Here is a 21,955-nt window from a genome sequence, read left to right on the forward strand (position 1 = left end):
GCGCTCGTGGGCAACACACAGGTGGTTTCGCTAGTCTGAAACGTCGAGTGTTGCGACTCGGGCGTGCGTCCGGGGCGCGTGAGGAGAATATTCGTGCGTTTCGTGTGGGCCGTCGTGGCCTTGGTGCTGGCCGCGGGCCTGATCGGCGCGGGCATCGCTCAGCGCACCGTCTTCATGGGTCCGTCGAGCCAGAATGTCGCGGTCGAGATCGATGAACCGGCGCCGTTCGTGCTGCTGGACGGCGAGGTGCTCCGCGAGCACCCGGGGGCGCAGACCCTGCTCGTGAAGGGCGACGGCGACGTGTTCGCGGCGTACGGTCGTACCGCCGACATGGAAGCATGGCTCGCCGACGCCGACTACAACCACGTCAGCGTGGGGGATGACGGTGCACTCGACGTCGAGCACATCACGGCGTCTGGTACATCGACGGACGACGACGGGGCAACGGACCCCTCCGCGACGCCTGCGCCGTCCGAGACGCCGGTCGCCGGCGACGCTGATGCGGATGCCGCAGCGCAGCCCGGGCGCAACCCGGCGGGTTCCGACCTGTGGCTCGACTCGTTCAGCGAGACCGGGTCCCTGAGCGCTGACATGCAGGTTCCCGAGGGCGTGAGTGTGCTGATCGCTCAGGACGGGACCGCCGACGCTCCCGACGACATCGTGGTGTCGTGGCCGCTGGACAACTCCACTCCGCTCGCAGGTCCGCTCCTGGTCGCCGGAGCGGTCGTGCTGGCCGCGGGTCTCGTGCTGTACGTGCTCGCGATCCGTCACCAGCGTCGTGGGCGCGGCCCACGACGCAAGGGACCCGGCCCTCTCCCCGCGACCGAGCCGATCGACGTCGCCCAGCTTCCTCCGGCGGAACGTGCGGTGATCGAGTCGTCGAACGGAGACGTCGAGTCCCCTGTCCAGGATGCCGAGATCGTGGACGAGCCGACCGGCGACGCCGCCGGTAGCGGATCCGACGACGGTGAGGCGCGACGCACCGAGAGCCGTGCGATCGCCCCTCGACGGCACCGGCTCCTGGCGATCCCGGCGCTCGCGCTGACCGCGGTGATCGCAACCGGATGCTCGCCCGATTCCTGGCCGCAGTTCGGGGCCGGCACGCCGACGCCGTCGCCGAGCGCGACCGTGATCGCACCGGACAACCAGAAGCCCCCTGCGGTGACCGAGGCTCAGGCGAAGCGCATCCTCCAGGAGGTGTCATCGACCCTGAGCGATGCCGACACGGCGATGGACCTCGACCTCGCGAAGACCCGTCTGGACGGCCCCGCCCTCGCGGCCAGAACCACCGAGTACGCGCTGCGCGCGGCGATCCCGGAGACACCGGTGCCCGCTGTCATCCCGACCGACGATGTCGAGGTCGTGCTGCCGGAGGCGACCGATCGCTGGCCGCGCACCGTGCTCATGCTCTCGCAGAGCGAGGGAGACGACACGGTTCCGCCCGTCGTGCTCACCATGACGCAGCAGGACCCGTGGTCGAACTACAAGGTCACGAACATCGCCGAGATGTCTGCCGACGCCGTCTTCCCCGACGTCGCCGCAGCGTGGCTCGGAACCTCGCTCGTGCCGGCCGACTCGGCGTTCCTCAGCCTGCCGCCCGGACAGGTCGCAGCGGCGTTCGCCGATGTCGTGGATGCCGGTGACGCGAGCGCGTCGTACGGAATCTTCGACGACACGGCGCTGGCGCTCGCGAAGTCGATTCAGGACAGCCGTCAGGCCGTGGTGCAGAACCTCGCCGACAACGATGCGGCTGAGACCTCGCAGACATCGTTCGACATCGTGCCGGCCGACTCCGCACCGGTATCGATGACGACGCTCGGCAGCGGCGCGATCGTCGCCGTGTCGCTGATCGATGCCGAGGCCGTGACGCCGACGTCATCCGACGCCGTCATCCGCTTCGGCGAGAACGCGCAGGCGAAGGCGCTCACGGGCGTCTCGGAGTCCGCCAAGGGTGTGACCACCAAGTACGAGTTCCAGCTGTTCTTCTCCGTCCCGGCGCAGGGGTCGACCGAGCAGATCAAGCTGCTCGCCGTGCACCAGGACCTTCTCTCTGTAGAGGTGATCAAGTGACCGATATCTCTCCCGCTGCGCTGCGCGGTGCCGTCGATCTGTCGAGCCTCCGCAACCGTCCGGCTCCGGGGGCTCCGGGTGCTGCGGCGCCCGTTCCCGCCGGAGCCGTGGCCGACGTCGTGGTGGACGCGACCGATGAGTCGTTCGGGCAGATCCTCGAGATCTCGCGCACGGTGCCGGTCGTCGTCGATCTGTGGGCCGAGTGGTGCGGACCGTGCAAGCAGCTCAGCCCCATCATCGAGAAGGTCACCCGTGAGCTCGGCGGCCGTGTGCTGCTGGCGAAGGTCGACGTCGATGCGAACCCGCAGTTGGCTCAGGGCTTCCGCGCCCAATCGATCCCCATGGTGGTGGCGCTGATCGCCGGACAGCCGGTGCCGATGTTCACGGGAGCGGTGCCGGAGGAGCAGGTGCGCGAGGTGTTCGCTCAGCTGCTGCAGGTGGCGGCGCAGAACGGCGTGACCGGCACCCTTCCCGTCGGGGACAGCGCAGACGGCGATGCGGGAGAGTCTGCGGAGCCTATCGAGCCGCCGATGCCGCCTCTGCACGCGGAGGCGTTCGCGGCGATCGAGCGCGGGGACTACGCCGCAGCGATCACCGCCTACGAGAAGGCTCTCGCCGAGAATCCCCGTGACGAGGATGCGAGCGCCGGCCTCGGCCAGGTCCGTCTCCTCGACCGCGTGCAGAACCTCGACCTCCAGCAGGCGCGGGCGGCCGCGGCGGCCGGTCCGCTCGACGTGCAGGCGCAGTTCGACGTCGCCGACCTGGATCTCGCCGGCGGCCATGTCGACGATGCTTTCGGGCGCCTCCTCGACCTGTTCGCCCAGCTGCCCTCCCCGGAGCGTGCACCCGTGCGCGAACGTCTGGTCGAGCTGTTCGGCCTGATCGGGGCTGCGGACCCGCGCGTGGTGTCGGCGCGCAACCGACTGTCCTCGCTGCTGTTCTGAGACGGCGCCCTGAGGGCGCGATGCGCCCGGTCCTCAGCCGTGCGTCACGGTCGGGATATGCGGGTCGCCCTGGTATCGCAGCCAGATCGTCGAGAGCGCGGGCAGCGTGATCGTGGCGATCGACGCATCCGAGCCGTCCTCGGGATGCGCCACGACGATGCCGAGGTTGCCGGATCCGCGTCCGCCGAAGCCCTCCGCATCCGAGTTGAGGATCTCCTGCCAGACGCCCTCCCGGGGCAGCGTCAACCGGTAGCCGCCGCGTTCGACGCCCGCGAAGTTGCTCACCACGACCACGCGGCCGCCATGAGCGTCGCGACGCTCGAAGGCGATCACCGTGGGGTCCCAGTTCGGTGCCCCGAGACGTGAGAACGACGAGGCGTCGTTATCGCGCTCCCAGAGCGGCGCCTGCGCGCGATAAGTGCGGTTCAGCTCGGCCACGAAGCCCTGAAGCTGCGCGTGGGAGGGCTGATCGAGCAGCCACCAGTCGAGCTCGCGCGACTCCGACCATTCGGCGAGCTGCCCGAACTCCTGGCCCATGAAGAGCAGCTTCTTGCCGGGGTGGCCCCACATGTAGGCGAGGTAGGCGCGCACGTTCGCCAGCTTGTGCCAGTGATCACCCGGCATCTTGGCGAGCAGGCTGCCCTTGCCATGCACGACCTCGTCGTGGCTGATCGGCAGCAGATAGTTCTCGCCGAAGGCGTACACGAACGAGAACGTCATCTCGCCCTCGTGATGCGCGCGGTACATGGGGTCGCGTTCGATGTACTGCAGCGAGTCGTTCATCCATCCCATGTTCCACTTGAAGCCGAAGCCGAGGCCCGCGTGGTCGGTGGGGGCGGTCACCCCGGGGAAGCTCGTCGATTCCTCCGCGATCATGAGGATGCCGGGGTGCAGCCGGTACGCGGTCGCGTTCACCTCCTGCAGGAAGCGGATCGCCTCGAGGTTCTCGCGTCCGCCGTGGATGTTGGGCTCCCACTCGCCGTCCTTGCGCGAATAGTCCAGATACAGCATCGAGGCGACTGCGTCGACGCGGAGGCCGTCGACGTGGAACTCCTGCAGCCAGTAGAGAGCGTTCGCGACGAGGAAGCCGCGCACCTCGGGGCGACCGTAGTCGAAGATCAGTGTGCCCCAGTCCTGGTGCTCTCCACGCCGCGGATCCGGGTGCTCGTAGAGCGGCTGGCCGTCGAACCCGGCGAGAGCGAAGGCATCCTTCGGGAAGTGTCCCGGCACCCAGTCCATGAGCACGCCGATGCCGGCCTGGTGGAGGCGGTCGATGAGGTAGCGCAGGTCGTCGGGGCTGCCGAAACGACTCGTCGGCGCGTAATATCCGCTCACCTGGTAGCCCCAGGAACCGCCGAACGGGTGCTCTGCGAGGGGCATGAACTCGACGTGCGTGAAGCCCGCCTCGGTGACGTGACCGATGAGCTGGTCTGCCGCCTCGCGGTAGCCGAGACCTGCGCGCCAGGACCCGAGATGAACCTCGTACACCGACAGGGGCTGCGCGACGGCGTGCGTGGCGGCCCGGCGGGTCATCCATGCGCCGTCGTCCCAGGCGTACGACGAGCTCGTGACGACCGAGGCCGTCTCCGGTGGCACCTGGGCGGCCTGAGCCATCGGATCGGCCTTCAGCAGCCACGCGCCCGATCTCGTGCGGATCTCGTACTTGTAGACGGCCCCGACCGGGATGTCGGGGATGAACAGCTCCCACGCGCCGCTGACGCCCATCGAGCGCATCGCGTGGCCCTGTCCGTTCCACCCGTTGAAGTCGCCCACCACGCGGACGGCCGACGCGTTCGGCGCCCAGACCGCGAACGAGACGCCCACATCGCCGTCGAGTTCCCGTTCATGCGCCCCCAGCGCCTCCCAGAGGCGTTCGTGGCGCCCTTCGGCGATGAGGTGCAGGTCGAGGTCGCCCAGTACGGGGACGTGCCGGTACGGGTCGCCGCTCAGGGTCTCCTCGTCCTCGCCGTATGCGGTCGCGATGCGGTAGGCCACCGGTGATCCGTCGTGCTGGGCCTCCCAGATGCCGTGTGCGACGTGCGCGAGCTCGAGGCGCGTGCCGTCGCGGAACACGGCCGCAACGGTCGCTGCGAGGGGTCGCCGGACGCGGATGACCGTGACGGTGCGATCCGCGGCATCCGGGTGGGGGTGCGCGCCCAGCACGGCGTGGGGGTCGTGGTGGGCCCCGTCGGCGACGGCCGCCCACTCGGCGGACGACGTGACGTCTTCGAGATAGCTCATGCTCTCTGCCTCACCTTCAGGATGTGCACGGGCTCGGCGAAGGCGTCGAGCCGCACGTAGTTGTGGTCGCTCCACGTCCAGACCGCTCCCGTCAGGAGGTCTTCGACCTCGAAGGGCTCTCCGGGAGTGACGCCCCAGATCGTGGTGTCGAGGTGCACGGTCGTCTCGCGCACGGAGTGCGGATCGACGTTCGCGACGACGATGACGGTGTCGGCGTGACCCGTGCCGGTGAACGCGGCGTCGAGATGCTTGCTGTACACGAGGACCGCGTCGTCGTCGCTCCAGTGCGCCGAGAAGTTGCGCAGCTGGCGCAGGGCGGGATGATCGCGACGGATCTCGTTGAGTCGGCGCAGCAGGGGAGCGAGCGAGTCGCCCGCGAGCTCCGCCCCCTCCCAGTCGCGCAGCTTGTACTCGTACTTCTCGTTGTCGATGTTCTCCTCGGAACCCGGGCGCGCGACGTTCTCGAAGAGCTCGTAGCCGGCGTAGACGCCGTAGATCGGAGCGGCGGTCGCGGCGATGCAGGCACGGATGCGGTACGCGGCGCGCCCGCCGAACTGCAGGTACTCGGTGAGGATGTCGTGCGTGTTCACGAAGAGATTCGGGCGCATGTAATCGCTCGTGTCGTGCGCGATGCCGTTCAGGAACTCCTCGAGCTCCGACTTGGTGTTCCGCCAGGTGAAGTAGCTGTAGCTCTGCTGGAATCCGACGGCCGCGAGCGCGCGCATGACCGCGGGCCGCGTGAACGCCTCGGCGAGGAAGATCACATCGGGGTCTGCCGCGTTCACTGTCGCGATCAGCCACTCCCAGAACTGCAAGGGCTTGGTGTGCGGATTGTCGACGCGGAAGATCTTCACGCCCTGGCGCACCCAGTGCTGCACGACGCGGAGCATCTCGGCGTAGATGCCCTCGGGGTCGTTGTCGAAGTTCAGCGGATAGATGTCCTGGTACTTCTTGGGCGGGTTCTCGGCGTAGGCGATCGTGCCGTCGGGGAGCGTCGTGAACCACTCGGGGTGTTCGGCGACCCAGGGGTGGTCGGGAGAGGCCTGCAGCGCCAGGTCGAGTGCGACCTCGAGCCCCTCGCGCTGCGCGGCGCGGACGAACGAGCGGAAGTCCGCCGCCGTGCCGAGATCGGGATGGATCGCGTCGTGGCCGCCCTCGGGCGACCCGATCGCGTACGGTGAGCCGGGGTCGCCCGGCTCGGTCGTGAGCGTGTTGTTGCGTCCCTTGCGATTGCTCGTGCCGATCGGGTGGATCGGCACGAGATACACGACGTCGAACCCCATCGCCGCGACCCCGGGGAGTCGCTTCGCGGCGGTGCGGAACGTGCCGCTCTTCACGGTGCCGTCCTTCAGGCGCTTCGCGCCCTCGGAGCGCGGGAAGAACTCGTACCAGGCGCCCACGCCGGCCGCGGTGCGCTCGACGAGGAGCGGCTGCGGAGCGGATGCCGAGCGCAGCGTCATGAGTGGGCGTTCGGCGAAGAGCGCGCTCAGCTCGGCGTCGGTCGCGACAGCGAGGACGTGCTCTGGATCCGCGGCGCTCAGCTCCGCGGCGATCGCCGTGAGGCGTCGGCGCTGCGCGACCGGACGATCCTTCTCGGCGGCCGCTCTGATCAGCAACTCGGCCCCGAGGGCGGCCATGACCGGCGTGTCGACACCGACCGCGACCTTGAGCGCGGTCGCGTGGGCCCACGTGGCGAAGTCGTCGGAGAACGCCTCGAAGCGGAAGGTCCAGGACCCCTGCACGTCGAGAGCGATGTCGGTCACCCACCGATCGGTGCCGTCGAGCCGGGGGCGCAGCCGGTGCAGCGACTCCTCTCCGTCGGGAGAGGTCACACGGACCTGCACGCCGATGAGGTCATGCCCCTCGCGAAAGGCGACGACGCCGAAGGGCACGACTTCGCCGACGACGGCCTTCGGGGCGAAGCCGCCGGGGACGTGAGGCGTGGGGGAGAGGAGCGGGATGCGCGACGTCAGGGTCTCCGGGGTATCGAGCCCCGCCCCCAGCGTGCGCAGCGGGATCTGAGAGGTGCTCCGGAGAGCCTTCGGACGGGTGCTCGTTCGTGCGGCCACCCCCCGACAGTACCGCGATGCCCGGACGGCGGATAGCGCGCAGGACATGCGGCGCGCCGTGTGGTCAGCAGCGACCGCGGGGCGGCGTCATTCCACGCGGAACAGCCGCATCGAGGTTCCCGGAACGGGCAGGATGTCGCCCGGTGCGAACACCTCTTCGTCGGTCGTCGGGCGCTCGTCGGCGCTCGACCACAGCGACACGAAGCGCGTCGCGCCCTCGACGTCGTCCGGCAGCCGGACGACGATGGGCGACTCCGTGCCATGCACGATGAGGAGGATCCGGTTGGCGGCCTCACGATCGGGGGTCGAGGCCGCGACGTACTGCAGGGTGCGGTTGCCGGGGTCGGTCCACTGATCGCTCTCCATGGTCTCGCCGTTCTGGTCGTACCAGTCCATGACGGAGGCGTTGGGGATGTGTTCGCCGAGCCGGGCGTACCGGCTCGGGCGCAGTGCCGGGTTCTCGCTGCGGAGCCGGGTCAGTCGCGAGACGTGCGCGCGAAGGTCCTCCTGCCACGGCTCGGGCTCCCAGCTCAGCCACGTCAGCGCCGAATCCTGCGCGTAGGCGTTGTTGTTGCCCCGTTGCGTGCGGCCGACCTCGTCGCCCGCCGTGAGCATGGGGATACCCGCTGAGAGGAGCAGCGTTCCCAGAAGGTTCCGCATCGCTTTGCGACGGGCGGCGATGATGGCCGGGTCATCCGTGGGTCCTTCGATGCCGTGGTTGAAAGCACGGTTCGTGTCGGCGCCGTCGCGATTGTGCTCGCCGTTCGCCTCATTGTGCTTGACGTCGTACGACACGAGATCGTGCAGCGTGAACCCGTCGTGCGCGGTGACGAAGTTCACACTCGCGAGCGGACCGCGCTCATCGGAGAACGTGTTCGACGAGCCTGCGAGGCGTGTCGCGAAGCCGCCGATGCCGACCGGAGCGGAGGCACGACGCGCGTAGTCGATGTCGCTGAGCCAGAAGTTGCGGACGCGGTCGCGGTACCGGTCGTTCCATTCGTGCCACCCGCTCGGGAAGTTGCCGGTCTGCCAGCCGCCGAGGCCGACGTCCCACGGCTCGGCGATGAGCTTCGTGTCGCGCAGGATCGGATCGTCCGCGATCGCGGTGAGCAGCGGATGCTCCGGGGTGTAGGTGTGCGAGGCATCGCGGGCGATCGCGGTGGCGAGATCGAAGCGGAACCCGTCTATCTGCATCTCCTGCGCCCAGTAGCGCAACGAGTCCAGCACGAGACGTGCGCCGGCATCCGTGGCCGTGTTGAGGGTGTTGCCGACCCCGGTGGTGTCGATGTAGACCCCGGAGGCGTCTTGACGGTAGTAGCTCGCGTTGTCGATGCCGCGCAGACTCGAGCGCGGGCCGCCGATGCCCTCTTCGGAGGTGTGGTTGTAGACCACGTCGAGGATCACTTCGAGCCCCGCTTCGTGCAGCAGGCGCACCATGCCCTTGAACTCGGCGAGCACGGCTTCCGGGCCCTCCTTGCGGGCGTCGTCGGTCGCGTAGGCGGTGTGCGGCGTGAAGAAGTTCAGGGTGTTGTAGCCCCAGTAGTTCGTCAGGCCGCGCTCGAGGAGCCGAGGTTCCGGTACGAACGCGTGCACGGGGAGGAGCTCGATCGAGGTGACTCCGAGCTCGCGGAAGTACGCGATCATCGCGGGGTGCGCGAGTCCCGCGTACGTGCCGTGCAGTGCGGGCGGGACGTCGGGCTGCCGTTTGGTCAATCCCTTGAGGTGGCCCTCGTAGATCACGGTGCGGTCGAGCGGGATGCGCGGCTTGGCCGAGTCGCCCCAGTCGAAACCGTCCTCGATCACCACGGAGCGCCACTCCTCGTACCCGTCTCCCTGAGCGAGCCCGCGGGAGTACGGATCGAGGAGGAGAGTCTCCGGATTGAACGTGTTGCCGGGGCCGTGCGGTCCGCCGACGCGGAGCGCGTAGCGGGTTCCCGGCTGCAGGAGCGGTGTGGTGACCTCCCAAACCCCGCCCGGCAGGCGCTCGAGACCGACCTGGTCGGTGGCCCAATCGAGATCCTCGGCGTCGAACACGACGAGCTCGACGGAAGAAGCGTTCTGCGACCAGACGCGCAGCGTGCCGACGCCGTCATGCAGGCGCACGCCGAGGTCGTCGAGGGTGGTGCCGCCGGGCACGGAGAGGACGCGGTTCGCGGGCATGTGTACACACTAGAGCGCTCAGCCCGGGTGTCATGACAGGTCGAATCCGCCGTCGGGGGTCCGGCCCGCAGCGCGCGGCCTGGAAATGGGGGAGAGTGGAGGGATGCAGCACTATCTCGATCACGCCGCGACGACTCCGCTGCGCCCCGAGGCGCGCGAGGCGTGGCTGCGCGCGAACGAGGTGATCGGAAACGCGTCGTCGACGCACGGCGCCGGTCAGGACGCCCGACGGCTGCTCGAGGAGTCCCGTGAGCGGATCGCCGCGGTGCTCGACTGCGATCCCATCGAGGTCGTGCTGACGTCAGGGGGCACCGAGTCGATCAACCTCGCGCTGCAGGGGCTCTGGGCGGAGCGTTCGGCCGGTGCCGATGCCGTCGTGCTCCCGGATGCCGAGCACCACGCGACGATGGACACCGTCGCGTCCCTGGTCTCCGCCGGTGCCGTGCTCCGTCGCGTGCGGGTGTCGCAGACGGCGGCGATCGATGCGGCGGACTTCGCTTCCGCGCTGCCCGGAGCGGCGCTGGCGACGGCACTCGTGGCGAACAATGAGGCAGGGACCGTGAACGACTCGGCGGCCCTCGCCGGCTCCGCGGCTGCGGCGGCGGTGCCGCTGCACCTCGATGCCGTCGCCGCCCTGGGGCACGTGCCGCTGTCTTTCCGCGCGCTGCGCGGTGACGCCGCCGCGGGGACCGGACTCGTCGCGCTGAGCATCGCCGGGCACAAGGTCGGGGCACCCGTCGGCGTCGGGGCGCTGGTCGTCTCACGGTCGGCCAGGCTCCGTGGGCTGCTGCACGGAGGGGCGCAGCAGCGGGGGCTGCGCGCAGGCACGCAGGACGTCGCCGGTGCAGCGGCTCTCGCGGCGGCGGTCGAACTCGCCGAGACGGAGCGCGAGTCGGAGGCGATACGCCTCGCCGTGCTGCGCGATCGGCTGATCGACGGCATCCGCTCACGCGTTCCGTCGGCGGTGCTGCTCGGCGATCCTCTCGACCGACTGCCGGGCAACGCTCATCTCCTGTTCCCGGGGGCAGTGGGGGAGAGCCTGCTGTTCCTGCTCGACATGAACGGAGTCGCCGCGTCGACCGGGTCCGCCTGCCAGGCGGGCGTGGCGGAACCCTCTCACGTCGTGATGGCGATGGGACGGAGCGAGGAGGACGCGCGCAGCGTGCTCCGCTTCACGCTGGGACGCACCTCGACGGACGCGGACGTCGACGCGGTGCTGTCGGCGATCGCAGAGGTCTACGCCCGCGCATCCGGCTCCGGCCCAGGCGCACGCTCGTAGACTGGTCGTATGAGGATTCTCGCGGCCATGAGCGGTGGCGTGGACTCCGCCGTCGCGGCCGCACGAGCCGTCGAGGCGGGCCACGACGTCGTCGGAGTGCATCTCGCCCTGTCCCGTGCCGGCGGAACGCTGCGCACCGGCAGCCGTGGCTGCTGCACCATCGAGGATGCGTTGGACGCACGACGGGCGGCTGACGTCCTCGGCATCCCGTTCTATGTGTGGGATTTCTCGGAGCGCTTCCGCGACGACGTGATCGCCGACTTCGTGTCGGAGTACCAGGCCGGTCGCACGCCGAACCCGTGCATGCGCTGCAACGAGAAGATCAAGTTCGCGGCCCTGCTGGAGCGTGCGATCGAGCTGGGGTTCGACGCGGTGTGCACCGGGCATTACGCGACGCTCGTCCGGACCGACGCGGGGTTGGAGCTGCATCGCGCTGCCGACAACGCGAAGGATCAGTCGTACGTGCTCGGGGTGCTGACCGCAGAGCAGCTCGCGCACACCTTCTTCCCGCTGGGCACCACGCCGTCGAAGGCGATCGTGCGCGCCGAGGCGGCGGAGCGCGGGTTGAGCGTGGCGCAGAAGCCCGACAGCCACGACATCTGCTTCATCCCCGATGGCGACACGCGCGGATGGCTGGCCGAGAAGGTCGGGACGGCGACGGGTGAGATCGTGGATCGCACCGGCGCGGTGGTGGGGTCGCACGAGGGTGCTCATGCGTTCACGGTCGGCCAGCGTCGCGGGCTCAAGCTGGGCGTTCCGGCTGCCGACGGCAAGCCCCGTTTCGTTCTCGAGGTGCGCCCGGTGTCGAACACGGTCGTCGTCGGCCCCAAGGAGGCGCTCGCGACTCGCGAGATCGCCGGAGAGCGCTTCAGCTGGGCGGGGGCGGCTCCCGTCGAGTCCGAGTTCGCCTGCGATGTGCAGATCCGTGCGCACGCGGAGCCCGTGCCCGCGCGTGCCGTGGTGTCCGAGCAGGGCGTGACGGTGACTCCCGAGCAGCCCCTCGACGGCGTCGCGCCGGGACAGACGGCGGTGCTGTACGTCGGCACCCGCGTGCTCGGACAGTTCACGATCGATCGCACGGTCTCGGCGGTTCCGGTCGACGCGTAGCGCGTCCCCGCGGATGTCGGTCCCCGCTCGTAGACTGAACGGGTGCCGGAGAACATCTCGCTGGAAGACGCCCGTACCGAGGCCGAGGAGCTGACCACACGCATCCTCGAGGCGAAAGACGCCTACTACGGACGCGACACGTCGCTCGTCGACGATGCGACCTACGACGGGTGGATGCACCGCCTCGAAGAGATCGAGCGTCTGCACCCCGAGCTGCAGGGTCAGGACTCGCCGACACAGATGGTGGGTGCCGCGGAGGCGACCGGCCTCGCGACGATCGAGCACGCCGAGCGGATGCTGAGCCTCGACAACGTCTTCTCGATCGAGGAGCTCAGGGAGTGGGCGGCGAAGACGCGCGCCTCGGCGGGGCGCGACGTGGACTGGCTCACGGAACTGAAGATCGACGGGCTCGCGATCAACCTGCGGTACGAGAACGGTCGCCTCACATCGGCGGCGACGCGCGGCGATGGTCGGGTGGGCGAGATCGTCACGGAGAACGCCCTGCGTCTGCCGATGATCCCGGCGCAGTTGAGCGGCACGGGGCATCCCTCGATCGTCGAGGTCCGCGGCGAGGTCTTCATCCCGGTCGCTGCCTTCGAGCGTCTGAACGCGGCGCAGGCGGAGTTCCGTGAGCGTGCGTACACCGAGGCACTCGCGCGCTGGGAGTCCCGCGCCGGCGTCAAGAAGCCCTTCGATGAGGAGAAGGCTCGCACGGCGGCGGCCCGCCGGTTCCCCTCCTTCGCGAACCCCCGCAACGCCGCGAGCGGCGGTCTGCGTCAGCAGATCGACAAGAAGAACGGGATGGAGCTCGAGGCGGGGCTCCTCCGCATCGAGTCGCTCGACCTCTACGTGCACGGTATCGGCGCGTGGGAGAACCCGCCCGTCGCCGCGCAGAGCCAGGTGTACGACCTGCTGTCCGAGTGGGGCTTGCCGACCAGTCCGCACACGAAGGTGTGCACCACCGTCGATGAGGTCGCGGACTTCGTCGCGTACTTCGGCGAGCACCGGCACGACATCGAGCACGAGCTCGACGGGATCGTGGTGAAGGTCGACGAGCTCGCGCTGCACGATGAACTGGGAGCCACGAGTCGTGCGCCGCGCTGGGCGATCGCATACAAGTATCCGCCCGAAGAAGTGCAGACGACGCTCCTCGACATCGTCGTGTCGGTGGGCCGGACCGGTCGTGCCACACCGTTCGCGGTGATGGCGCCGGCACACGTCGCCGGCTCCGTCGTGCGCCAGGCGACACTGCACAACAAGGACGTCGTGAAGGCGAAGGGCGTGCTCATCGGCGACACCGTCGTGCTGCGCAAGGCCGGGGATGTGATCCCCGAGGTGCTCGGACCGGTGGTCGAGAGGCGCGACGGCACCGAGCGCGAGTTCGTGATGCCGGCCGACTGCCCGGAGTGCGGCACGCCGTTGCGTCCGATGAAGGAGGGCGACATCGATCTGCGCTGCCCGAACGCCCGGTCGTGTCCCGCACAGGTGCGCGGGCGTGTCGAGCACATCGGTTCGCGCGGCGGCCTCGACATCGAAGCCCTCGGTGAGGTCACAGCGGCCGCGCTGACGCAGCCGACATCGCCCTCGACACCGCCGCTCGAGACCGAGGCCGGACTCTTCGCCCTCACGCTCGAGCAGATCGTGCCGATCGAGCTCGTGGTGAAGGATGCCGAGACCGGGCTGCCCAAGGAAGACGATGACGGGCTCGTCAAGACGCGGGCGCCCTTCCGCCGCAACCCCACGGCCGCCGAGAAGAAGTCCGGCGTCGAGGGGCCGCAGCCGTCGTCGCAGGCGGTCACCCTGCTCGCGGAGCTCGAGAAGGCCAAGACGAAGGATCTCTGGCGTCTGCTCGTGTCTCTCAACATCCGTCACGTCGGGCCGTCCGCGGCGCGCGCGCTCGCGCAGTGGTTCGGTTCGCTCGACGCGATCCGTGCGGCCTCCCGTGACGAGCTCGCGGCCGTTGAGGGCGTGGGCGGCATCATCGCCGACTCTCTGCTCGCCTGGTTCGACGTCGACTGGCACCAGGAGATCGTGCGGCAGTGGACGGATGCCGGGGTGCAGTGGGCGACCCCGGGGCACCCCGGTCCCGGCGGAGCGGTCGCGGAGGGCGGCGTCCTCGAAGGGCTGACAGTCGTCGCGACCGGGTCTCTCGACGGCTACACGCGCGACGGCGCCCAGGAGGCGATCATCCAGGCGGGTGGCAAGGCCGCGTCGAGCGTCTCGAAGAAGACGGACTTCGTCGCGGCGGGTCCCGGGGCGGGGTCGAAGCTCGCGAAGGCCGAGGAACTCGGCGTCCGGGTGCTCGACGCCGCGCAGTTCCACATTCTGGTGACCGAAGGGCCGGACGCGCTCGGGTAAACGTGAGGCAGGGGCGGGATCGCGCGAGTTCAGAGCGAGCGCGACATCCGCAGCTCGTGCAGACCGTCGACGCTCCCGCCCTCACCGAACTTCTCACCGCCGTCGATCGTCCACCCCTGCGCGCGGTAGAAGCCGATCGCGCGCTCGTTGCCGTCGAGCACCCACAGGTATCCCTGCCTACGCCCCTCGCCGCGGAGAGCGTCCTCGACGTGGTGGATGAGCGCACGCCCCACGCCGTGTGACCAGACGTCGGGGTGCGCGTACAAGCCCGCGATCTCCCCCTGATCATCACTGCCGGCATCGCGGCCGCCGCCGAAGCTCGCCCATCCGACGATGCGACCGTCGAGGTCCGCGACGACCAGCCGATGGGGGACCGGACCGTACGCGTCGGTGGACTCCCCGGCCAGGGAACGCTCGATCCACGTGGTCCACATCGCCGTGCGCGCGTCGACGCTCTGCCGGTCGAGCACATCCTGGTCGATGAGTCCCACGTACGCGGAGCGCCAGGAATCCACATGCACGACGGCCACGCCGCGCGCATCTCCGACGGTCGCGTCTCTGATCACCAGCATCCGGTCACCCTAGCGTGGGCACAGCTGCGGAGCAGGAGACCGACACTCCGCAGCGCAGTGGGATGCCTCGACGTCGCTCGCGGCATCCGAAGCAGTGCCCGGTTCCGACCCAGGTGGGGCAGACGTCAGCCCTTGTGGCGGGGCTTGCGCGCCGGGCGGTCGTCGCGGCTCGGGCGGTCGTCACGGCGGTCGTAGCGCGGACGCTCGTCACGACGCTCGAAGCGGTCGCGCCCGCCCTCGCGTGGTGCACGGCGGGCGCCCGGACCGCGATCCGGCTTGATCTCGATCAGGCGGCCGGAGATCCTCGTGTCGCTCAGCTTGGCGAGCACGGCCGGATCGAGGTTCGCAGGCAGTTCGACGATAGAGAAGTCGGGGCGGATGTTGATCGCGCCGAAGTCGTCGCGACCGAGACCGCCCTCGTTCGCCAGCGCGCCGACGATCTGGCGGGGCTCGACGCGGTGGCGACGCCCGACCTCGATGCGGTAGGCCGCGTAGTCGCCGCGCCCTCGCCGCTCGCGGGGTTCGCGGTTCTCGCGCGGCTCGCGGGTCGTGCGCTCGCGCGGTGGGCGGTTGTCGAACTCGACGGCGCGTGCGAGGGCGTCGTCCTGCGGGTCGAGCAGGAGCGGGCGATCGCCCTGCGAGACCACCGCGAGTGCCGCCGCGACATCCGCCTCGGGCACATCGTGGTTGCGCACGTAGTGGGCGATGATGTCGCGGAACTTCTCGATGCGGGAGGTCTCGCCGAGCGCGGTGGTGATCGCATCGTCGAAACGCGCGAGGCGCGTGGTGTTGACGTCTTCCGTGGTCGGCAACTGCATCTGCGTCGGCTGCTGACGCGTGGCCTTCTCGATGTGCTTGAGGAGGTAGCGCTCGCGCGGGGTGATGAAGCTGATCGCGTCACCCGTGCGGCCTGCGCGGCCGGTGCGGCCGATGCGGTGCACGTACGACTCGGTGTCGGTGGGGATGTCGAAGTTCACGACGTGGCTGATGCGCTCCACGTCGAGGCCGCGCGCGGCGACGTCGGTCGCCACGAGGATGTCGAGCTTGCCGTCCTTGAGCTGGTTCACGCTGCGCTCGCGCTGCACCTGCGGCACGTCGCCGTTGATCGCGGCCGCAGAGTAGCCCCGGGCGCGGAGCTTCTCGGCGAGGGTCTCGGTCTCGTTCTTCGTGCGGACGAAGACGATCATGCCGTCGAAGTTCTCGACCTCGAGGATGCGGGTGAGGGCGTCGACCTTCTGCGCGTACGACACGACGAGGTAGCGCTGCGTGATGTTCGTGTTCGTCGCGGTCTTGGATTTGATCGTGATCTCCTCGGGATCACGGAGGTACTGCTGCGCGAGGCGACGGATCTGCGCGGGCATCGTGGCCGAGAACAGGGCGACCTGCTTCTCGACGGGTGTCTGCGCCAGGATCTGCTCGACGTCTTCCGCGAAACCCATTTTGAGCATCTCGTCGGCCTCGTCGAGCACGAGGTACTGCAGCTCCGAGAGGTCGAGCGTGCCCTTGGCGAGGTGGTCCATGATGCGACCGGGGGTGCCGACGACGACGTGCACGCCGCGTCGCAGGGCCGACAGCTGCACGCCGTAGCCCTGACCGCCGTAGACCGGCAGCACGTGCACGCCCTTCATCTTCGAGGCGTAGGACTCGAATGCCTCGCACACCTGGAGCGCGAGTTCGCGGGTCGGCGCGAGCACGAGGGCCTGAGGGGTCTTCTGCGCGACGTCGAGGCGCTCGAGCACGGGCAGCGCGAACGCGGCGGTCTTGCCGGTGCCGGTCTGGGCCATGCCGACCACGTCGCGGCCCGAGAGCAGGGTCGGGATCGTCGCGGCCTGGATGGGCGAGGGGGTCTCGTAGCCGAGATCCTTGATGGACTTGAGGACGGGGCCGGTGATCCCGAGCTCCTCGAATCCGGGGGTCGAGGGGGCGTCGGTGGGCGCAGCGTCTTCAGGAGTCACTGATCAAGGGTAGCGTCTTGCGCGTCCCGCCACCTGGAGGTGCGCTCAGGAGCCGCTGGTGAGCGCGACGAGCCGCTCCTTCACCTGTCGACGCAGGACCTTGCCGATCAGCGATTTCGGCAGCTCGTCGACCACGAAGACACGACGGGGCACCTTGTACGGCGTGAGGATGCCGCGGGCGTACTCACGGATCGCCTCCACGTCGACGTCGGCTCCGGGGTCGACCACGATCGCCGCGACGACCTCCTCGCCCGAGTGCTCGCTCGGGAGTCCGACCACCGCGGCGTCGGCGACCTGCGGGTGCTGCCGCAGCGCGTTCTCGACCTCGGTGGGGGCGACGTTGAAGCCGCCGGTGATGATGAGCTCCTTGATGCGGTCGACGATGCGGATGAAGCCGGCGTCGTCGACCGTGACGATGTCGCCGGTGCGGAACCAGCCGTCCACGAACACGGCATCCGTCTCCTCGGGCTTGCCGTAGTAGCCCGAGAACACCTGCGGGCCGCGCACCACGAGCTCACCGGCCGAACCCGCGGGAACATCCTGCGTGGGGTTCTCCGGGTCGACCACCCGGCACTCGGTGCCGGGGAGGGGGAGTCCGACGGTCCCGGGCACGCGGTTCTCCGCCACCGGATTGGCCATGAGGACCGGCGAGCACTCGCTGAGGCCGTACCCCTCGACGAGGAATCCGCCTGTCGCCTCTTCGAACGGCACGACGAGCTCGTGGGGGAGCGCCATGGCGCCGGAGATCGCGACCTCCACACCGGCGAGCGAGATGCCCTTCGCCTGCGCGGCGGTCAGCAGCCGATCGGCGATGGGCGGCACGAGCGGCAGGAACGTCGCGGGGTGCTTCTTCATGACGTCGAGCACGAGGTCGGGGTCGAACTTCGGGAAGAGCACGAGGCGGGCGCCCATCGACATCGCGAAGGTCAGACACAGGGTGAGGCCGTAGGCGTGGAACATCGGCAGCACGGCGTAGACCACGCATCCGTTGCCGCGCTGGATCGACGGCACCCACGCCTGGGCCTGCGCCGCGTTCGCGAGGAGATTGCGATGCGTGAGGGATGCGCCCTTCGGAGTGCCGGTCGTGCCCGAGGTGTACTGGATGATCGCGAGGTCATCGGTGTCGGGGCGCGGGTGCGACGCGGGCAGGGGCTCCGAGCCCACGAGCGTCTCCCACGTCATGGTGCCGCGCACGCGCTCGGTCAGCGCGGCGCGCGACTCCCGCGCCTTCGCGACCGGCAGGCGCAGCGCCACCCGGGTGAGGAACGGCATCGCGCGGGTGACGTCGACCGAGACGAGGTTCGTGACGGCGAGGTCGGCGGGGAAGTCCTGCACGGTCGCGACGACCTTGTTCCATACGATCGCGTGCTTCGCGCCGTGGTCCTCGAACTGCTTGCGCAGCTCTCTCGGCGTGTACAGCGGGTTGTGCTCGACCACGACGGCGCCGAGTCGCAGCACCGCGTAGAACGCCACGATGTGCTGTGGGCAGTTCGGGAGCACGATCGCGACGGGATCGCCTGCACGCACCCCGAGGTCGCGGAGGCCGGCGGCGGCGCGATCGATCGCATCCTGCATCTCGGCGTACGTGGTCTCTCGGCCGAAGAACTGCAGTGCGGGAGCGTCGGGGTAGTCACGGACGGACGCGGCGACGATGTCGATCAACGATCCGGAGACGGGGGCGAGGTCGTCGGGAACGCCGTCGGCGTAGCTGGCGATCCACGGGCGAGGAGGCTCATACGTGCTCACGTGCCCAGCATAGGGCGGGCCCCGTCGCGGCGGGCGTCCCCGTGGCTGCGGGTGACGTCGGGGCCGCTGACTAGACTGGAGGGGTGTCTGAAATCACCCCTGATCTTGTGCGCCATCTCGGCGTGCTCGCGCGCATCCAGCTGAACGACGACGAGGTGACGCGGCTCACGGGCCAGCTCGACGCCATCGTCGACAACATCGCCAAGGTGTCGGAGGTCGCGACGGCGGATGTCGCCGCGACGAGTCACCCGATCCCGCTGAGCAACGTCTTCCGCCCCGACGTGGTCGGGCAGACGCTCACGCACGAGCAGGTGCTCCAGAACGCGCCCGACCAGGCCGACGGCCGGTTCCGCGTCACCGCCATCCTGGGAGAAGAGCAGTGAGCGACATCATCCTCCTGACCGCGGCCGAACTGGCCGACAAGCTCGCTTCGCGCGAGATCTCGAGCGTCGAGGCCACCCAGGCCCACCTCGACCGGATCGCGGCCGTCGACGGCGACGTCCACGCGTTCCTCCACGTGAACGAGGGCGCGATCGCCGCAGCCTCCGAGGTCGACTCCCGCCGCGCGGCGGGGGAGCAGCTCGGTCCGATCGCCGGTGTGCCGCTCGCGATCAAGGACGTCCTCGTCACGACCGATCAGCCGACGACCAGCGGCTCGCGCATCCTCGAGGGGTATCGCTCGCCGTACGACGCGACGGTCGTCGCGCGCTCGCGCGCCGCGGGTCTGATCCCGCTCGGCAAGACCAACATGGACGAGTTCGCGATGGGCTCGTCGACCGAGCACTCGGCGTACGGCCCGACGCGCAACCCCTGGGACCTCGATCGGATCCCCGGCGGTTCCGGAGGTGGCTCGGCCGCGGCCGTCGCGGCCTTCGAGGCTCCGCTCGCGCTGGGCTCCGACACGGGCGGATCGATCCGCCAGCCTGCGCACGTGACCGGCACGGTCGGAGTGAAGCCGACCTACGGAGGCGTGAGCCGGTACGGGGCGATCGCTCTCGCATCCAGCCTCGACCAGGTCGGCCCGGTCACGCGCACCGTGCTCGACGCGGGTCTGCTGCACGACGCGATCGGCGGCCACGACCCCAAGGACTCCACGTCGCTCACCGACGCCTGGCCGTCGTTCGCCGAGGTCGCCCGCGAGGGTGCTCGCGGCGACGTGCTCAAGGGCCTCAAGGTCGGCGTGATCCGCGAGCTCCCCGACAGCGGCTTCCAGCCGGGCGTCGCCGAGTCGTTCCGCAGCGCGCTCGCGCTCATGGAGGCACAGGGCGCCGAGATCGTCGAGGTCGGGGCACCGCACTTCGAGTACGGCGTTGCTGCGTACTACCTGATCCTCCCCGCCGAGGCATCGAGCAACCTCGCCAAGTTCGACTCCGTGCGCTTCGGTCTGCGTGTGACGCCCGACGGCAACCCGACAGTCGAGGACGTCATGTCCGCGACCCGCGACGCCGGCTTCGGCGACGAGGTGAAGCGCCGCATCATCCTAGGCACGTATGCCCTGTCGGCCGGATACTACGACGCCTACTACGGCAGTGCCCAGAAGGTGCGCACGCTCATCCAGCAGGACTTCGCGAACGCGTTCGCCGACGTCGACGTGATCGCGACGCCTTCGGCGCCTACCACGGCGTTCAGGCTCGGCGAGAAGATCGACGACCCGCTGCAGATGTACCTCAACGACATCACCACGATCCCCGTGAACCTCGCCGGTGTGCCCGGCATCTCGATCCCGAGCGGGCTGGCCTCCGACGACGGGCTGCCCGTCGGCATCCAGTTCATCGCGCCTGCGCGCGAAGACGCCCGTCTGTACCGGGTGGGCGCCGCGCTCGAGACCCTGCTCGTCGACTCGTGGGGGGCCCCGCTCCTCACCCGCGCACCCCAGCTCGTGGGAGGGACCCGCTGATGGCCACCGCCAAGCTCATGGACTTCGACAAGGCGCTGGAGCTGTTCGAGCCCGTTCTCGGGTTCGAGGTGCACGTCGAGCTCAACACGAACACGAAGATGTTCTCCGATGCTCCGAACCCGGCGAACGAGGCGTACCACGCAGCCGAGCCGAACACGCTCATCGCCCCGGTGGATCTCGGCCTGCCCGGATCCCTTCCGGTCGTGAACGAGACGGCGATCCGTTCGTCGATCAGCCTGGGCCTCGCACTCGGATGCTCGATCGCCGAGTCGAGCCGCTTCGCGCGGAAGAACTACTTCTATCCCGACCTCGGCAAGAACTACCAGATCTCGCAGTACGACGAGCCGATCGCGTTCGAGGGCTCCGTCGAGGTCGAGCTCGAAGACGGCACGCTCATCCAGGTGCCGATCGAGCGCGCGCATATGGAGGAGGACGCGGGCAAGCTGACCCACATGGGTGGCGCGACCGGTCGCATCCAGGGCGCGGAGTACTCGCTGGTCGACTACAACCGCGCGGGAGTCCCGCTCGTCGAGATCGTGACGAAGACGATCTTCGGCACCGAGCACCGTGCTCCTGAGGTCGCGAAGGCCTACGTCGCCGCGATCCGTGACATCGTTCGTGGTCTGGGTATCTCCGAGGCGCGTCTGGAGCGCGGGAACCTCCGCTGCGACGCGAACGTGTCGCTGCGGCCCCGTGGCGTCGAGAAGCTCGGAACCCGCACCGAGACCAAGAACGTCAACTCGATGCGGTCGGTCGAGCGCGCGGTCCGCTACGAGATCCAGCGTCAGGCGCAGATCCTCGCCGACGGCGGCACGATCACCCAGGAGACCCGTCATTGGCACGAGGACACCGGCACGACGTCTCCCGGTCGTCCGAAGTCGGATGCCGACGACTACCGCTACTTCCCGGAACCCGATCTGCTGCCTGTGCAGCCGGCTCGTGAGCTCGTCGAAGAACTGCGCGCGGCGCTGCCCGAGCAGCCGGTGGCCCGCCGTCGCCGCCTGATGGGCGAGTGGGGTTTCACGGACCTCGAGTTCCAGGACGTCCGCAACGGCGGGCTCGTCGAGGTCGTGGAGGCCACGGTCGCCGCCGGTGCGGCCCCGGCCACCGCACGGAAGTGGTGGACGGGTGAGATCACCCGCCTCGCGAACGCGCAGGAGAAGGACGCGACCGAGCTCGTGTCTCCCGAGAACGTTGCCGCCCTGCAGAAGCTCGTCGATGCCGGCACCCTCACCGACAAGCTCGCCCGTCAGGTGCTCGAGGGCGTGATCGCGGGCGAGGGCACCCCGCAGGAGGTCGTCGACGCCCGCGGTCTGGCCGTCGTATCGGACGATGGTGCGCTGATCGCGGCCATCGACGAGGCCCTCGCGGCGCAGCCCGACGTCCTCGCGAAGATCAAGGACGGCAAGGTGCAGGCCGCCGGAGCCGTGATCGGCGCCGTCATGAAGGCGATGAAGGGCCAGGCCGACGCCGCCCGCGTACGCGAGCTGGTCCTGGAGCGCGCAGCGCAGTGACCCGACGGCGGACTCGGTGCCCCGTGGGTCGTCGAGTCCGCCG

Annotated in this window: 14 protein-coding genes; 8 read left to right on the forward strand and 6 right to left on the reverse strand. The window is 69.5% G+C overall.

Going from position 1 to position 21,955, the window contains the following annotated elements; genetic code table 11:
- Positions 1-93: 93 nt before the first annotated feature.
- Together ACIPYT_RS12235 and ACIPYT_RS12240 are read left to right on the forward strand one after the other, a co-directional pair.
- Positions 94-2,070, forward strand: a complete 1,977-nt coding sequence (locus tag ACIPYT_RS12235) for a glycosyl transferase (protein ID WP_401074274.1) — start codon at positions 94-96, stop codon at positions 2,068-2,070.
- Positions 2,067-3,014, forward strand: coding sequence for a tetratricopeptide repeat protein (locus ACIPYT_RS12240; protein ID WP_401074277.1), 948 nt, complete (start codon positions 2,067-2,069; stop codon positions 3,012-3,014). Before ACIPYT_RS12235 ends, ACIPYT_RS12240 begins: the two co-directional genes overlap by 4 nt.
- A 33-nt stretch (positions 3,015-3,047) precedes the next feature.
- Here the strand turns inward: ACIPYT_RS12240 and glgB are convergent, their stop codons facing one another.
- From glgB to glgX, 3 genes are all read right to left on the reverse strand, one after another.
- Positions 3,048-5,255: a 1,4-alpha-glucan branching protein GlgB gene (gene glgB, locus ACIPYT_RS12245; RefSeq protein ID WP_401074279.1), complete on the reverse strand. Its 2,208-nt coding sequence runs from the start codon at positions 5,253-5,255 to the stop codon at positions 3,048-3,050.
- Positions 5,252-7,324: an alpha-1,4-glucan--maltose-1-phosphate maltosyltransferase gene (locus ACIPYT_RS12250; RefSeq protein ID WP_401074282.1), complete on the reverse strand. Its 2,073-nt coding sequence runs from the start codon at positions 7,322-7,324 to the stop codon at positions 5,252-5,254. The genes glgB and ACIPYT_RS12250 overlap by 4 nt, the downstream gene beginning before the upstream one ends.
- Before the next feature lie 87 nt (positions 7,325-7,411).
- On the reverse strand, positions 7,412-9,484 hold the full coding sequence (glgX, locus tag ACIPYT_RS12255) for a glycogen debranching protein GlgX (protein WP_401074285.1): 2,073 nt from the start codon (positions 9,482-9,484) through the stop codon (positions 7,412-7,414).
- Positions 9,485-9,587: 103 nt separating this feature from the next.
- On the opposite strand from glgX, the gene ACIPYT_RS12260 reads away from it, so the two are divergent.
- From ACIPYT_RS12260 to ligA, 3 genes are read left to right on the forward strand one after another with little or no spacing between them, the layout of a single operon-like run.
- Positions 9,588-10,763 carry a cysteine desulfurase family protein gene (locus ACIPYT_RS12260; protein WP_401074287.1) on the forward strand — a complete coding sequence of 392 codons (1,176 nt, stop codon included), beginning with the start codon at positions 9,588-9,590 and terminating at the stop codon, positions 10,761-10,763.
- Positions 10,764-10,772: 9 nt separating this feature from the next.
- On the forward strand, positions 10,773-11,870 hold the full coding sequence (gene mnmA / locus ACIPYT_RS12265; protein WP_401074289.1) for a tRNA 2-thiouridine(34) synthase MnmA: 1,098 nt from the start codon (positions 10,773-10,775) through the stop codon (positions 11,868-11,870).
- 42 nt (positions 11,871-11,912) lie between these two features.
- On the forward strand, positions 11,913-14,228 hold the full coding sequence (gene ligA, locus ACIPYT_RS12270; protein WP_401074292.1) for an NAD-dependent DNA ligase LigA: 2,316 nt from the start codon (positions 11,913-11,915) through the stop codon (positions 14,226-14,228).
- Positions 14,229-14,257: 29 nt separating this feature from the next.
- Here ligA and ACIPYT_RS12275 read toward each other — a convergent pair whose 3' ends face one another.
- The 3 genes from ACIPYT_RS12275 to ACIPYT_RS12285 form a co-directional block, all read right to left on the reverse strand.
- Positions 14,258-14,800: a GNAT family N-acetyltransferase gene (locus ACIPYT_RS12275; RefSeq protein WP_401074295.1), complete on the reverse strand. Its 543-nt coding sequence runs from the start codon at positions 14,798-14,800 to the stop codon at positions 14,258-14,260.
- A gap of 125 nt (positions 14,801-14,925) precedes the next feature.
- A complete protein-coding gene (locus ACIPYT_RS12280; protein WP_401074297.1) occupies positions 14,926-16,755 on the reverse strand; it encodes a DEAD/DEAH box helicase in 1,830 nt (609 codons plus the stop codon).
- 45 nt (positions 16,756-16,800) lie between these two features.
- Entirely contained in the window at positions 16,801-18,501 is a 1,701-nt protein-coding gene (locus ACIPYT_RS12285) for a long-chain-fatty-acid--CoA ligase (RefSeq protein WP_401074299.1), read from the reverse strand.
- 83 nt (positions 18,502-18,584) lie between these two features.
- On the opposite strand from ACIPYT_RS12285, the gene gatC reads away from it, so the two are divergent.
- Genes gatC through gatB form a run of 3 tightly spaced genes read left to right on the forward strand, consistent with a single transcriptional unit; the run spans position 18,585 to position 21,912 of the window.
- Positions 18,585-18,884 carry an Asp-tRNA(Asn)/Glu-tRNA(Gln) amidotransferase subunit GatC gene (gatC, locus tag ACIPYT_RS12290; protein WP_050721041.1) on the forward strand — a complete coding sequence of 100 codons (300 nt, stop codon included), beginning with the start codon at positions 18,585-18,587 and terminating at the stop codon, positions 18,882-18,884.
- The gene (gene gatA / locus ACIPYT_RS12295) at positions 18,881-20,398 is read left to right on the forward strand and encodes an Asp-tRNA(Asn)/Glu-tRNA(Gln) amidotransferase subunit GatA (protein ID WP_401074301.1); all 1,518 of its coding nucleotides are present in this window, start codon (positions 18,881-18,883) and stop codon (positions 20,396-20,398) included. Before gatC ends, gatA begins: the two co-directional genes overlap by 4 nt.
- Positions 20,398-21,912 (forward strand): Asp-tRNA(Asn)/Glu-tRNA(Gln) amidotransferase subunit GatB, encoded by a 1,515-nt coding sequence (gene gatB / locus ACIPYT_RS12300; protein ID WP_401074304.1) that lies wholly within the window; start codon positions 20,398-20,400, stop codon positions 21,910-21,912. The genes gatA and gatB overlap by 1 nt, the downstream gene beginning before the upstream one ends.
- Positions 21,913-21,955: the final 43 nt, after the last annotated feature.

Origin of the sequence: Microbacterium sp. NPDC089695 (assembly GCF_044749085.1) — a bacterium.
Classification (GTDB): Bacteria; Actinomycetota; Actinomycetes; order Actinomycetales; family Microbacteriaceae; genus Microbacterium.